The 13,582-nt window shown below is 40.5% G+C and carries 12 protein-coding genes and 1 pseudogene; 6 read left to right on the top strand and 7 right to left on the bottom strand.

All coding sequences use genetic code 11. From position 1 onward, the window contains the following. Positions 1–756: 756 nt before the first annotated feature. Positions 757–1,797 carry a dihydroorotase gene (gene pyrC / locus S4054249_RS17310; protein ID WP_046358543.1) on the bottom strand — a complete coding sequence of 347 codons (1,041 nt, stop codon included), beginning with the start codon at positions 1,795–1,797 and terminating at the stop codon, positions 757–759. A gap of 308 nt (positions 1,798–2,105) precedes the next feature. Here pyrC and S4054249_RS17315 point away from each other — a divergent pair, with 308 nt between their 5' ends. Then, the gene (locus S4054249_RS17315) at positions 2,106–4,475 is read left to right on the top strand and encodes a bifunctional diguanylate cyclase/phosphodiesterase (protein WP_046358529.1); all 2,370 of its coding nucleotides are present in this window, start codon (positions 2,106–2,108) and stop codon (positions 4,473–4,475) included. A gap of 143 nt (positions 4,476–4,618) precedes the next feature. On the opposite strand, the gene S4054249_RS26985 is transcribed toward S4054249_RS17315, so the two are convergent. The 3 genes and pseudogenes from S4054249_RS26985 to S4054249_RS26995 form a co-directional block, all read right to left on the bottom strand. Continuing rightward, entirely contained in the window at positions 4,619–4,843 is a 225-nt protein-coding gene (locus tag S4054249_RS26985) for a hypothetical protein (protein WP_331245640.1), read from the bottom strand. 46 nt (positions 4,844–4,889) lie between these two features. After that, positions 4,890–5,429: pseudogene (locus S4054249_RS26990) on the bottom strand (hypothetical protein). Positions 5,430–5,652: 223 nt separating this feature from the next. Then, a complete protein-coding gene (locus S4054249_RS26995) occupies positions 5,653–5,751 on the bottom strand; it encodes a hypothetical protein (RefSeq protein WP_230851872.1) in 99 nt (32 codons plus the stop codon). 432 nt (positions 5,752–6,183) lie between these two features. On the opposite strand from S4054249_RS26995, the gene S4054249_RS17325 reads away from it, so the two are divergent. The 3 genes from S4054249_RS17325 to S4054249_RS17335 all read left to right on the top strand — a co-directional run bounded on the left by S4054249_RS17325 (position 6,184) and on the right by S4054249_RS17335 (position 8,408). Then, positions 6,184–7,071: a LysR substrate-binding domain-containing protein gene (locus S4054249_RS17325; protein WP_046358542.1), complete on the top strand. Its 888-nt coding sequence runs from the start codon at positions 6,184–6,186 to the stop codon at positions 7,069–7,071. Between the two features lie 36 nt (positions 7,072–7,107). After that, on the top strand, positions 7,108–7,872 hold the full coding sequence (locus S4054249_RS17330) for a YdcF family protein (protein WP_046358527.1): 765 nt from the start codon (positions 7,108–7,110) through the stop codon (positions 7,870–7,872). A gap of 161 nt (positions 7,873–8,033) precedes the next feature. Further along, on the top strand, positions 8,034–8,408 hold the full coding sequence (locus S4054249_RS17335) for a hypothetical protein (RefSeq protein ID WP_046358526.1): 375 nt from the start codon (positions 8,034–8,036) through the stop codon (positions 8,406–8,408). 45 nt (positions 8,409–8,453) lie between these two features. On the opposite strand, the gene S4054249_RS17340 is transcribed toward S4054249_RS17335, so the two are convergent. Further along, complete coding sequence (locus tag S4054249_RS17340; protein WP_230851873.1) at positions 8,454–8,957, bottom strand: GNAT family N-acetyltransferase; 504 nt, start codon at positions 8,955–8,957, stop codon at positions 8,454–8,456. A 45-nt stretch (positions 8,958–9,002) separates the two neighbouring features. Continuing rightward, on the bottom strand, positions 9,003–9,656 hold the full coding sequence (locus tag S4054249_RS17345; RefSeq protein WP_046358524.1) for a glutathione S-transferase family protein: 654 nt from the start codon (positions 9,654–9,656) through the stop codon (positions 9,003–9,005). Between the two features lie 108 nt (positions 9,657–9,764). Here S4054249_RS17345 and S4054249_RS17350 point away from each other — a divergent pair, with 108 nt between their 5' ends. Next, positions 9,765–10,613: a LysR family transcriptional regulator gene (locus S4054249_RS17350; RefSeq protein ID WP_046358523.1), complete on the top strand. Its 849-nt coding sequence runs from the start codon at positions 9,765–9,767 to the stop codon at positions 10,611–10,613. Between the two features lie 114 nt (positions 10,614–10,727). Continuing rightward, complete coding sequence (locus S4054249_RS17355; RefSeq protein WP_046358522.1) at positions 10,728–11,324, top strand: porin family protein; 597 nt, start codon at positions 10,728–10,730, stop codon at positions 11,322–11,324. Here S4054249_RS17355 and S4054249_RS17360 read toward each other — a convergent pair. Further along, the gene (locus S4054249_RS17360; protein ID WP_069949148.1) at positions 11,321–13,468 is read right to left on the bottom strand and encodes a tetratricopeptide repeat protein; all 2,148 of its coding nucleotides are present in this window, start codon (positions 13,466–13,468) and stop codon (positions 11,321–11,323) included. The genes S4054249_RS17355 and S4054249_RS17360 overlap by 4 nt on opposite strands. Positions 13,469–13,582: the final 114 nt, after the last annotated feature.

The raw sequence follows: 13,582 nt of genomic DNA on the forward strand, positions 1-13,582 counted from the left end.
ATTAAAAAGCTCTAATACTGAGAGTATATTATATTTATATATTTTCAAATTAATAGACATTATTTTAAACATCTCATGATTTATTTAAAATAGGTACAAAATAACCATTAACAAAAACAGCATTAATTTTTTTCATTTAGAATGTTTAAAAAAACAATTAAGTATATGTTTAAAAAAGACTTAGCTTATAGCGTTCAGTTTCTTAAAGTCTTCTACTCTAATAAAAATTTCAACATTCTTTACTCATTATTTTTTTCCATCTAAGTAATCAGACCACTTTTTAATGCGCTTTTCTGCTAGCAGTAGATAAAAAACTCACTAATTAGATTCAAAAATACAACTTAACTTGCTCTTATGATGTCCATATTTCTGACTCACCAATTTCTCTTCTAAGTATATTTATGCACAAAAAGGTGTTTTGTGTAACTGCTAATAGCCCATGCTATGAATCGATGAATAAATAGTAAATCCGAGTTTTATAGCATTACCTTTCTCTTGTATCAGTACATTACAAAGAAAAAAATGGGAGTAATTCTGGAAGCGTTTTTCAACCAAGAAATAAAATGGTGGAACTAAAGAAGAGTGTGCGAGGGATTATAATTATACGTCGATGCTCTAACCATGTAGCATGATACTATACCCATACACCTTTATTGCTCTTATAAACATAAATGCTCGCCGCTTGGGAAAGTGTAAATATCAAAAAGGCTGCAAATGCAGCCTTAAAATTAAATACCAGAGTTCACTGAATTAAGTTTATTCAATTACCTGCCAGTCAATGGTAGAACCTGCTTTAATAGGAACAACATTTGTATCACCCAGAGGGTAAGACTCAGGCACTTGCCAAGGGCTCTTCTCCAAAGTAATCGTATCTTGGTTGCGCGGTAATCCATAAAAATCAGGGCCAAATAAGCTCGCAAAACCTTCTAGCTTATCCAATGCCCCCGCTTCTTCAAATGCCTCTGCATATAACTCAATAGCAGCATGTGCTGTATATGCACCTGCACAACCACAAGCCGCTTCTTTTTTATCTTTGGCATGAGGGGCTGAATCTGTGCCTAAAAAGAACTTTTTACTGCCACTTGTTGCAGCATCGATTAAAGCTTGTTGGTGGATATTACGCTTTAAAATAGGCAAACAATAATAGTGAGGCCTAATACCACCAGCCAACATATGATTGCGGTTATATAGGAGGTGGTGCGCTGTAATAGTCGCAGCTAAATTATCAGGTGCAGAACGCACAAACTCCACAGCATCTTTCGTGGTGATATGCTCTAGTACAATTTTTAAAGTAGGGAATGCTTCAACAACTTTTGCCAATTTAGTCTCAATAAATACTTTCTCTCTGTCAAAAATATCAATTGATGAGTCAGTCACCTCTCCATGGATCAGAAGCAACATACCGACTTCTTGCATCGCTTCAAGCGCAGGATACACATTTTCAATATCCGTTACACCCGAATCAGAATTGGTTGTTGCTCCTGCAGGATATAACTTAGCCGCGAAAATATGACCACTTGCTTTTGCTTTTCTAATTTCTTCTGGCGTCGTATTGTCTGTTAAATACAGCACCATCAAAGGTTCAAAACCCGCCTTAGGCTTCGCAGCCATAATACGGTCTCTATAAGCAAGCGCAGCGTCTGTAGAAGTCGCAGGAGGTACAAGGTTAGGCATAATGATTGCTCGTCTCATATAACGACTTATATCACGCACCGTATCTTTAAGGACATCACCGTCTCTTAAGTGTACATGCCAATCATCTGGGCGAGTAATGGTAAGGGTCTGATTACTTGTCATTGCTAATTTCCACTGCTGAATTTGCCCGATCATAGGCGCTGCCAAGCGTTTAGTAAAGAGATTCACCTATTTTGTCAGCTATAAAATATGCTTACTCACCGAGACTTCGTGCGCATTTGCAGCCATGAGGATAAATTTAACTTATTGATGCAAATAACATTACAAATGAATCACTGCAAACAGTACCTTTATAATGGACAATTTGTGCGTTTTTTTTTACAGTGCCATATCTACTTTTTTACAACATAATTTGAGATTACATTGTTATGTAAGATAACGTACGATCAATGTCCAACCGAGTATTGCCTATGCTGTTAGAAAAAAAACTAGAATCAAAAACAGAGCAGTTGAGCATTATCAATCAGTTTTCCTCATCTTTATTACACATTACCCATTTAGAAGAACTCTTTGACTATGTAACTGCTCAAGTTGTCAAACGACTGGGTTTTGTTGACTGCGTAATTTATTTAGCTGATAAAAATAATACACATTTAGAAGTCGTTGCTAGTATGGGAGTAACCGAAAAGAGCGAACGCTACGAGATTGCCCAAAAAACCATCCCTATCGAAGCTGGGATCACAGGGCATGTGGCGAGAACTAAAACGCCATTTATTTCCGGTGACTTATCTCTAGAGCCCATGTATATTGCAGACTCTCGTCCTGCCTTATCTGAACTCTGTGTTCCTTTGGTGTATAAAGAGCAGCTGATTGGTGTAATTGATTGTGAACATCCGGAACAAAACTACTTCACATCTAGCCACTTACAAATTTTATCAACCGTTGCACACCTGCTTAGTGCCAAGATATACCAAGTTCGAACAGTCGATCACCTCACTGCTACAGTATCCCAACTCAATGAAGCGCAGATGATCGAAAAGTGCATATTGAAAATAGCTAATATCACCTACCATTCTCAAGAGCTTGATACGTTTTATGATGAACTGTATAAAATCATCAATACCGTGTTGCCTGCTAATAATTGCTTCATTGGTATTTATGATACCAAACAAGATATGCTCGAGATTGAGTACTTAATTGAAGATGGTGACAAGTGTTTTGTGCAACAAAAAGTATCCAAGGCACAGTTAAAAAATACCGCTTCATATTATGTCATCAGAACACAGTCAGCCTTGCTTTGTGATCATCAACAATTTCAACAACACATCCAGCAAGGCCACTTTGAAATGATTGGTCGCTCACCGCAAGCTTGGCTTGGTGTTCCATTTGTTGTAAACGATCAATATCAAGGCGTTATCGTCCTGCAAAGTTACCAACAGCAAGAAACTTTCAATCGCCAGCACTACACAATTCTAACGTATATTAGCAGACAAATTAGTATGGCTATTGATCGCCGGCTTGCAAAGCAAGCGTTAGAGCACCGAGCACTCCACGATGACCTTACAGGCCTTGCAAACCGTTATTTGCTCATAGAACGCATGAAACACGCTATCTTATCTCTTGGCCGGCAAACCAGCTCTAAAATTCACTGCCTGATATATTTGGACTTAGATCGATTTAAAAGTATCAATGATTCTTTAGGACATGATGTGGGCGACAGGTTTCTCATTGCAATCGTGCAAGCATTACAAACTTGTATTCGCAAAACCGATACTTTTGCCAGGCTCGGCGGTGATGAATTTGCTATATTCATGGAAAACATACAGGACGAAGGGCAAGTAACAAAAGCATTGGAGCGTTTAACACAAGCCATTGCGAACCCTTTTATGGTTGACACGCATGTTCTACAGGCATCTAGTAGCATTGGCGTTGCTTTTACGGAAGACGATTCCGACAGCGCAATCACTTTATTACAGCAAGCAGACGCCGCCATGTATGAAGCAAAATCTGCGGGACGCAGTCAAATTCGCTACTTTAATAATGCCATGCGCAGTAAATTAAAACATCAAGCTGATATTGAAAACGATTTACAAAATGGCATTTCCAATGATGAATTTGAGCTGTTCTTCCAACCTATATTCACATTAAACCAGCCACGGGTTGTGAGCTTCGAAGCATTAGTTCGTTGGCACCATCCAAAAAACGGCCTGGTTGCGCCAGATCAATTTATCCCAATTGCCGAAAGCACTGGGCAAATTATCGAGCTAGATAAACATATTTTGCACCTTGCAGCCAAACAACTCGCAAACTGGAAAAGTCAGGGCATGCCTGACGTTAAAATTACCGTCAATGTATCCTCCCGCCATTTTGCCAGCTTGGAGTTTATTGAGACGATTCAGAGTCTTTATGACAAATATGATCTAACCAAAGGAAGCCTGTGTTTAGAGATCACCGAGTCAGGGCTAATCGAAAACTTAAACCTTGCAACAAAAATTATAAATGGCATTACGCCTTTAGGCGTGCAGCTTTACTTGGATGATTTCGGAACTGGTTATTCTGCATTGGGTTACCTTCACCAACTACCTATTCATGTCTTAAAAATAGATAAAAGCTTTGTAGAGCAACTTTCCACAAAAGATAGCCCGCTGATCGATGCCATTTTATCACTGGCAAAATCTCTGCAATTACAAGTGGTGGCAGAAGGAATAGAGACACCTAAACAATGGGCTAGGCTAAAACGCAAAGGGTGCCAACTGGGACAAGGGTATTTAGTATCCAAACCGATGCCCGGTGATAAAGCCATGGCATTTTTACAGGCGCAAACTAATCAAAAAATATAACTATTCTAATAAGTGATACGCATTCGCACACTGAGCCACCATAGCAATATACGGCGAGCTCAGTGATGACCTTATTGAGAGCGCACTTCTCATCACTCTTTTATCGCTTTAAACATAATTGCCCAAGCAATTCGTGTTTCTTGTCATTTTCGTATTTTCAGCCCAAAGTCGGGATTCATTGACATACACTCTGTAGGCACTATTAGCGTATGAATATCATAAACGCCTGGGCCAATTTCATTGAGGTAATTAAAGTTCTCAAACGCATGTCGCAATGGCACGTTTGAATGTAAAATCTCTATGGTGATCACACCGGCATCTATTTCAGCAATTGCAGAAATAATGTCATTGAACTCTGAATAACATATGTGTGAATTTGAGTTTCACCACTAACGCCACAAGCCGTCACTCTGATCACATAGGCCATACCTCATCATCAAGGCTATGAAGCAGTAAACACGACGGTGCTATCCACAATCTATTACTCCGCACTTCAACAACCGCTTTGATGCCCTCATCAATAACTTGTAAGTCCATACACCAACTACTCCTGCCATTCACAACACCCAGTGATAATATTTGCTCTGGACGCAATAAAAAATGCAACTGATGAATATCTAGGTTTACTGACACCCAATCAAACTGTGCGCCTGAAATGAGGTAAGTTGCAATGTCATTAAAATAGCCTGTCAATGAGTCAAAATAGCTGGCAAGTGTTAAATTGACGTCCAAACACGATCACTAGGTAAAACAAGCTATTCTCGCTGCACGATAATCTGGACCAAAATCAATTGCCAAAATGCGGGCATCAATTTGTACCCACTCTACATTTTACCCAGCTAATTTTATTAAAATTTGTTGATATACTGGCAACAACTTCTCCAGCAAGGCCAACTTATCTAGTTCACGCTCAACGCATTTGGCTAAATTCAGATAAATCACAAGGCCTATCAAAACAGATTTTGCCTGATAACCAAGCTGCTGCGCATCATTGACTTGTTTTAATAATTCAAACTAGCTGTGCTCAGAAGGTTGGTCATAACTCAGCTCAGGTACAAAATTGGTATTAAACGATCTAGTCATATCACTGACTGCACACGCACGCCCCGTCGGCGTATTACCTCTGGCAACTCCAAACAATGTACCTAAATCGATTTGTCCTTCCTGATATATGATGCTATGGGATAACCCCAACCATAAAAGAAGTTATTGAAACATCATCATACCAAGCAAACTCACCAACAAGCAGTAGTTTAACTCCTTGTTCTGATTGCAATGCTACATTCTGAACTCGTATTTGGCGACCTTGCTCTATTAATACCTGTTAAGTACTCTGTCCAGATCAATGGCGCTCAACAAGCTTCAACTCATATCGCTTACCAACACGAGGAAAGCCTAAATTATGAATAAAAGCCATAGTATGAAACTCCATTTAGACATCTAAGTGTCTAAAAAGCAATTCCAACGGTGATTTTTCTCAACTGATCGATTCTCAAATGCAACATGAGCAAAATTAATTTGTATTTTTTTTAAAAAAAGTTAAATAAATAATGACAACGCTGTCAAAAATAGTGTTATAGTGATTTAGTGAAATTTTGAACAATCGCTGATGGAATTATAGACGTCCAGACGTTGAATGCCCTGGTTGTACAGCGTAATATGGATGTAATCTGAGTTTTACTCACGTTTAGAATGAGATTTATTAATGATGATAGACATTAAGCACTTAAAAACCATTGCTACCCTGAAAGATACTGGATCACTGGTGAACACTGCACGTGAGTTATTTTTAACTCAGTCAGCTTTGTCTCATCAAATTAAAGATCTAGAAAACAAATTAGATTGCCAGTTATTTGAACGAAAAACCCAACCAGTAAGGTTTACTCCACAAGGCATGTTGCTATTAGAACTTGCAAGTGAGGTATTACCTAAAGTAGAAGCTACCAAATGCCGACTGAAAGAGAGCTTGAACCAACCGATCTCTCAATTAAAACTCAGTGTGGAGTGCCATGCATGTTTTCACTGGTTGTTACCAACAATTAAAGAGTTCAATAACTTCTGGCCTGATATTCGAGTCGACTATGAGCAAGGGTTTAGCTACGACGCAATACCTGAATTGTTAAATGATGAGTTAGATATTGTGCTCACTTCAGATATTCGTGAACCAGAACAACTAGAGTACGCTCACGTTTTTGACTTTAAACTCAAGTTAATCGTTGCACCTGATCATGAGCTTGCGAAAAAAGCCTATGTGACAGCGCTAGATCTCAAAGATGAAACAATCATTTCTTACCCGATCCCTAAAGAACGACAAGACATATTTAAGCACTTTATTCAAAACGCACGTTTTGATGGTACGCTAAAATCGGTTGATCAAGGTCTACTGATCTTTCAACTTGTGAGTGCAGGAATGGGCGTTGCCGCATTACCTGATTGGTTAGTGACACCGTATGAAAGCCAAGGGCTTATCAAATCGATTCCATTGGGAGCCCTTGGTCTAAGTCGACCTATGTACTTGGCAATGAAAAAGAGTATGAAAGATAACCCTGTTTATCGACACTTTTTAAACACCTGCAAGCAATCTATTAGTCGTTAGGTTAAACTAGCTCTAACTCAATAGTTAGAGCTTACTATGTTTGAACTAAAAAAAATTATTGGTAGCCTACTCATGCCGCTACCAGCTTCACTGCTTGTTATTTTTTTATTGCTACTACTGATTTCAAAGACACATAAAAAAAGTTATGTATTGAGTGTTGTGATGGTCATGGCTTTATGGATGGTCAGCACTCCCTATATGGCAAACTTACTGATCACACCTCAAGAGCAGGCGATCCCGACGCTATCAGTAAAATCCCATCAACACGTTGACGCCATCGTTGTGCTTGGCGCAGGGTTAACCCCAAACGCTCAACTACCAGCAAACAAGCAGCTTTCAAGTACTGCACTCGCGCGGCTGGTTGAAGGGATCCGGCTTGCACATCTCTATCCTCATGCTGAGCTCATAGTGTCTGGTGCAGGCTTTAATCGCACAACCAGCAGCGCCTTAATGGCTCAAACAGCCAAAGCGCTGGGTATTAAAGCCGATCGCATTAGACAAAACCCCAAGGCAAGAGACACCGCAGATGAAGCCATGTTGTTAGCGCCCCACCTAGTAGACAGCACCGTGATTCTTGTCACATCAACCAGCCATATGCGCCGAGCACAAGACTTATTCGCAGCACAAGGCATAGATACCATCCCTTCAGGGGTTGAAGTGTATAGTTTTTACAATACACCCCCCTACCGACAATTTATTGCCTCCAGTAATACACTTCAAGCCGTAACAACCTATGCACATGAAGAAATTGGTCTGCTTTGGATTGCACTGAGACGCAGCTTCAATAGTGAAGCGCTTTAGAGCAATATGTAATAAAAACGCAAAAATTGCATAAAGTTACACCTAATGAAACTTGAATCTGTGCTTAAAAACGCAAAAAATTGAAAAATTGCTCAAAAATAGGTATAAATGGCGTTTATTCTTAACCTGCGTATCCACGTACAACACGACTGGGATCTACGATGAGTAAACTTGATAAGACTGAAGTTCTAAGCGCGTTTGAAGCTGCTTATGAAGCTGTGAATGGCAAAAAGCCAGAAATCACGATCAAACCAGGCTGGTACAGCATTGATGGTGGCAAAAATATGCGCCTAGCTGATGTCGCTGCACTAACCGAAGAGCTAACTTCAGGCTCTGCTGGTGCAAGCGAAGAAAAGCCAGTTCAAAAACCAGTAGCTAAAAAAGCTGCTAAAAAGCCTGCACCTGCTGCAAAAGCAAAAGCTGCTGCCTTTACAGTTGTAAAAGCCAACGAAGAAGGCTTCAAAGCTGAAGAAGCTTGGATTGTAGAGCTTGCTGAGAAAGACCACGATTGTCGTCTTCCTCGTGGTGTTGTTTAAACACTAAAATATGCGGTGCCACATTATAATCGTGTTGGCACCTCATTATTCCGCTAATTTACTACTAAAACACTGCCTTGTTACCTTGCCCCAATAGTCATCTTCATACATATCTTCGGTAAATGCTGATCCGACAAACTTTTTAATTGCACTGCGCCAAAACCATGTTGCATCATCCGCACCTGCTATCTGCTTAATGGTCCAATCGCCAGAGAAATATCGCCAAAGCGCGTGTGCAAAATGAGTCCCTAGCTTTGCTTTTCGAAATACAGGTACAATATAAAACTCGGCAACCTCATAATTACGCTCAGGTCCGCAATACACGGCCGCGATGCCGGCAGGTATACCTGATTCAAAACAAATAAAAGCAGCAACATTTTCATCCGCAATGTCTGTATCCAATTCAAACATCCCATTTTGCAATGGCATTTTCTCTGTTAACTTGGAAAACTCAGCCTCATAAGCTTGCGCAAGATTAAAATAAACAGCTTGGTTTTCAGCTTCAATGGCAACCAGTTCCATTTTTTTTCCGTCAATTAAATTTGTCATAGTCTAACGTGGAATTGGGTTAAAAATATGGAGCCTTACCACGGGCTACCTATCCACTCCAGTTTCATTACACTGAACGATCTGAGCCTCTAACAACGCTTGGGCCCGCCAGCGTGACAGTACAGGACAAGCAAGTGCCTGGCCAACATACTTTTGTGCACGAGCATTTAATTCGACGCCATATGTCTCAAACCGTAAACAAACGGGTGCAAACATCGCATCGACCAACGACCAGTCACCAAATAACCAATCTCCTTTTTGTCCATAGCGCTGTGTTTGCTCGGTAAAAATCTCCTCTACTCGCTGGATGTCGTTCCGGGCTTGTGGGTTCACTTCAACGCGACGTTTAACTCTTATATTCATCGGCATGGCACTTTTTAAGGCGCCAAAACTGCTGTGCATTTCAGCACACAAAGCACGTGCCAGTGCTCTTTCTGGTTCACTTTTAGGCAGTGCCTTACCAGATAGATAAGATTCATTGATATATTCTAAAATGGCGAGAGACTCCCAAACCGTCACATCGCCATCAACGAGTACTGGGACTTTCAATGTAGGGCTAATCCCTTCTAGTGTTTGATAAAATGACTCGGTCGCTAAATTCAGTTTAATTTCCTCATAGTCTAAACCAAATTTCTCCAGTAATAACCAGACTCTCAACGACCATGTAGAATAGTTTTTATTGCCAATATATAGCTGCATTATGTCTCCCTAATCTCAATTTATGTGTGTAATTACGTTCATCCTAAGTTGTAATTCACGCTAAAACTATCGGATAATTTGAATACAACACATCAAAATATTTGATATATGGATATCGACGCACTAAAAAGCTTTCTCGCTTTTGTTGAGACTGGTAGCTTCAGCCGAACCGCTACACAAATGCACAAAACACAATCGGCAATCAGCATGCAAATGAAGAAGCTTCAGCAAGAAGTTGGACAAACGTTATTTTTCAAAGAAGGACGTAATTTGCATTTAACGGCGGAAGGCATCGCACTGGCCGGATACGCCAAAAAGATAATCCAGTTACAACAATGTGCCCTGACTAATTTGCGTTCGGCAACGCCAAAAAAACTGTTGCACCTTGGCTGTCCGGATGATTATGCAGAATCGATCTTACCTGTTTTAATTCAATTGTTACATCGGCATATCGAGCACCTAGAATTACATGTAACCTGTGCATCAAGCCCAAATCTACTTTCACAACTAGATAGAGGGCTTATCGATATTGCCATCATAACCCGCAGTGCAGATTCTGAACAAGGCTATTTACTGTGTCAGGACAAAGGTGTGTGGATTGGTGCAAACCAAACTCAATTGTTAGAGCAGGCTGTATTGCCTCTTGCAGTCTTCCAAAAAGAATGCCGATTTCACCAGGCAGCCACAGAAGGACTAATGAAGCAAAATAGGGATTTTCACTTAGTCGCATGTTCGGGCAGTGCCAGCGCATTACGCGGTTTGGTCAAACACGACCTCGCTATCAGCGCAATGGCAAATCTAAGCCGTAACACCCTCCCTGTGTTACATGATCCGAGACTCCCTATATTACCAAATATAGAAATTGCTTTGGTCAAACATACAGGCACGAATGCAGCTGTCTCAGACATTCAACTTGAACAAATATGCCACCAATTTCAGCACCAATTTCAGTGCTAAATGTACCTCACGCACATTCTCACCAACCCTTACACTTTTTGACAACGGGGACACAGACTCTCACAAGGCTTGCCCCTAAACTGAGTCACAAGTTAACCAAATGGAATATGCGTAATGAAAACTTTATCTCTACTCTCACTTGTCTTAGTAGCAACAACCTCTTTTTCATCAATGGCAAATACAGTTGATGAGAAGCACAGAGTCGGTGCACAACTATCTGGAGGTTCTGCATCTTATAAAAGCTCTAGCCAAGATGGCGATGGTGTAGGCCAGTTATATGTTTATTATAACTATCAGTTTGATCCTACCTGGGCGCTGGAAGTCGGTCTAAATGGCGGTAGTGATTCAGATGACTGGGAATGCACTGACACTGAAAATAGAAAATTCACCTGTATTCAACTAAATAAAACGTTATTTGGACTTGGTGCAAATGACATCGATTATGGTAACTTGATAGTCGCCGCCAAAGGCCAATACCAACTAACAAAGCAAAACTCTCTCTATGGTAAGCTAGGTGCTAACTTCTATGACTACGAAATTAATCAGGGCAGCAAAACGCTTGTTGAGGAAGATGGTGTTGGTTTCGTCGCTGAATTGGGCTGGCAATATGACTGGCAAAATGGCATGGCTATGAATATAAGCTATCAGTACCTAGATATGGGGGATCTGGATGTTTCAAGTCTCGGTTTAGGTGTTAGCTACCGTTTCTAATAATCTGGCTGATACGGGATAAATAAGGTAATGTCCACTCCACCCATTGAGCTATGTGCAGCACTGATGTTACCACCATGTGCTTGGACGATCTGCTGACAGATCGCCAAGCCAAGTCCAGAGCCACCATGATCTCGACTCCGAGACCCTTCACATCGATATAATCGTTCGAATATTTTTTCTAAATCTTCGCTTGCGACACCTGGAAATGAATCTTGTGTCGAAATCATTAACCCTTTTTTATTCATTTTTAGGGTCACCACTGTCTGACCATCAACACTGGTATAAAAGTGGCTATTTCTCAGTAAATTAAATATAACTTGGCGGATCCGCGCAGCGTCTAAATCAAACAAGGTGTTATCGACCTCTTCTACATAAGTCAAAGACTGTTGTTTGGAGGCATACATTGGCTGAAATTCTTCAACAATCTCTTGTAGTAATATGCTGACATCAACAGGCTGTTTATCTAGCACCATAGCATCATTGTCAAATTGCGCCGATTGGTAAATATCTTTAATGAGGTTATCTAAATGACTAATCTTTTTCTGAATTTTTATAAAGCCCTTAACCGGATCTGGCTCAATATTGTGTTGCATTGCTTCAACCGTCAGTTTTAGCGCAGCCAAAGGCGTACGCAATTCATGGGACACATCAGCCAGTAAACGATTCTTCTGAGTCAAAGATTGCGCCATCATATCCGCTTCGAGCTCCACAAACTGTTGCTTTTGCACCTGCCGCTTATAAATGTATATGCCTACCGCCATAAAGCATAACAACAAAGACGCCCCCATTCCCCGTTGTAGCTTTAAATTTTCTAAGGTAGCTTGCGCAAGGGCCTGCTCATTTTGAATCAGTTTTAATGCTTGCTCTTGGCGAATAAACTCCACATTTTGCTGCATGGTTAAAGCTTGCTGCTTGTCTAAATCATGATATAGCTGGGTTCGAGCTTCTATAAATGACTCTAAACTTTGCACCGCTAACTTATATTGCCCCAATTGTTCTAATGCCTGTGCTTGATATTTATGTAATGTTGCACGATAGGAAGTGCCAATATCAGGCAAGGCTAATACCCATTCAATTTCAGACAACGCCGATTCATACTGTGATTGTGCAAGCCAAATCTCAATCATCACAATTCTCACGGTATGCTCAGTTCTTATTGCCTTTGCTTCTAGCGCTAATGTAAGTGCTTCTTGCGCTATGGCCAAAGCCTGCGTTAAAGCTTCTTGAGCAACATAAATATTAGCCAATATGCTCAACTGCCAAGCCAAATCGCTGTTAGCGCCACTGGCACGAGATAACTCAATGCCTGCCTGGCTGTGTGACAGAGCCTGGGTAATATTCCCCAGCTTTAAATACACTTGACTGAGCTTGCCATGACTATTTGCAATGTGGATCGGATCCCCCAACGCTTTATCAACTTCTAAAGCCTGCTTAAAATGCTGCAAGGCTTGTTGATATTTTTCTAAATCCCGATAAATTTCACCAATGTTATATAGCGAATTTGAAATACCCTGCTGATTTTGCAGTTGTCTTTGAATATTCAAAGACTTTTCATGAAAACGTAACGCCAGCTGCAAGCTTCCCATATAGTCATAAATCACTCCAAGCTGATTATAATAAGTTGCTAATCGCGCTTTATCTTCTATTGGCGCCACCAATGAAATAGCATCTTTTATCACCTGCTCAGCTTCACTATAGTTTGCTTGATAGCGCAACGCCCACGCCACTGAATGTAAGATATCACTACGTAGCGTCACATGCTCTTTTGGCACAAGATCACGTGCTTGCTCCAATAACAATAAACCGGCACTGATGTCATTTTTCTTCAGTACCAATTGTGCTTGCAGTAATTTTATTTGTGCAGGCGCATCTTCAAATGTGCCCATCACGGGTAGATATGACTCTAATTGGTATAAATGTTGCTCAGCCTCTTCAAAGTAACCCAGCCTCGTTTTCGCTTTAACTTCTATGACTTTAAGTTCAAACCAAAAGCGTGAACTCGGTTGAGGGTGCAAAAACAATTGATTTAACTCTTTCACTTTACCTAAAGTCAGTTTGGGGTTTTGTTCAAGAGAAATAGAAAGTTGAGTTAATGACGTTTGTACCTGCTCATCAGCACCATAACTGAGCGGTATCCACATTAAAACTATCAGCAACAAATTAACTTTACGACCAAATAACACAGTATCGAGTGACTCTCACAAAAAGGCTTTTTAAGGCATAAAATGCTCAAGCTGCAATCACCAAACTATTAG

It is taken from the genome of Pseudoalteromonas luteoviolacea, assembly GCF_001750165.1.
Taxonomy (GTDB): domain Bacteria; phylum Pseudomonadota; class Gammaproteobacteria; order Enterobacterales; family Alteromonadaceae; genus Pseudoalteromonas; species Pseudoalteromonas luteoviolacea_G.

What these genes read in the sequence shown, in the direction of transcription:
- pyrC (WP_046358543.1), bottom strand. Translation starts at nt 1,797, where the DNA reads ATGACAAGTAATCAGACCCTTACCATTACTCGCCCAGATGATTGGCAT.
- S4054249_RS17315 (WP_046358529.1), top strand. Translation starts at nt 2,106, where the DNA reads ATGCTGTTAGAAAAAAAACTAGAATCAAAAACAGAGCAGTTGAGCATT.
- S4054249_RS17325 (WP_046358542.1), top strand. Translation starts at nt 6,184, where the DNA reads ATGATAGACATTAAGCACTTAAAAACCATTGCTACCCTGAAAGATACT.
- S4054249_RS17330 (WP_046358527.1), top strand. Translation starts at nt 7,108, where the DNA reads ATGTTTGAACTAAAAAAAATTATTGGTAGCCTACTCATGCCGCTACCA.
- S4054249_RS17335 (WP_046358526.1), top strand. Translation starts at nt 8,034, where the DNA reads ATGAGTAAACTTGATAAGACTGAAGTTCTAAGCGCGTTTGAAGCTGCT.
- S4054249_RS17340 (WP_230851873.1), bottom strand. Translation starts at nt 8,957, where the DNA reads ATGACAAATTTAATTGACGGAAAAAAAATGGAACTGGTTGCCATTGAA.
- S4054249_RS17345 (WP_046358524.1), bottom strand. Translation starts at nt 9,656, where the DNA reads ATGCAGCTATATATTGGCAATAAAAACTATTCTACATGGTCGTTGAGA.
- S4054249_RS17350 (WP_046358523.1), top strand. Translation starts at nt 9,765, where the DNA reads ATGGATATCGACGCACTAAAAAGCTTTCTCGCTTTTGTTGAGACTGGT.
- S4054249_RS17355 (WP_046358522.1), top strand. Translation starts at nt 10,728, where the DNA reads ATGAAAACTTTATCTCTACTCTCACTTGTCTTAGTAGCAACAACCTCT.
- S4054249_RS17360 (WP_069949148.1), bottom strand. Translation starts at nt 13,468, where the DNA reads ATGTGGATACCGCTCAGTTATGGTGCTGATGAGCAGGTACAAACGTCA.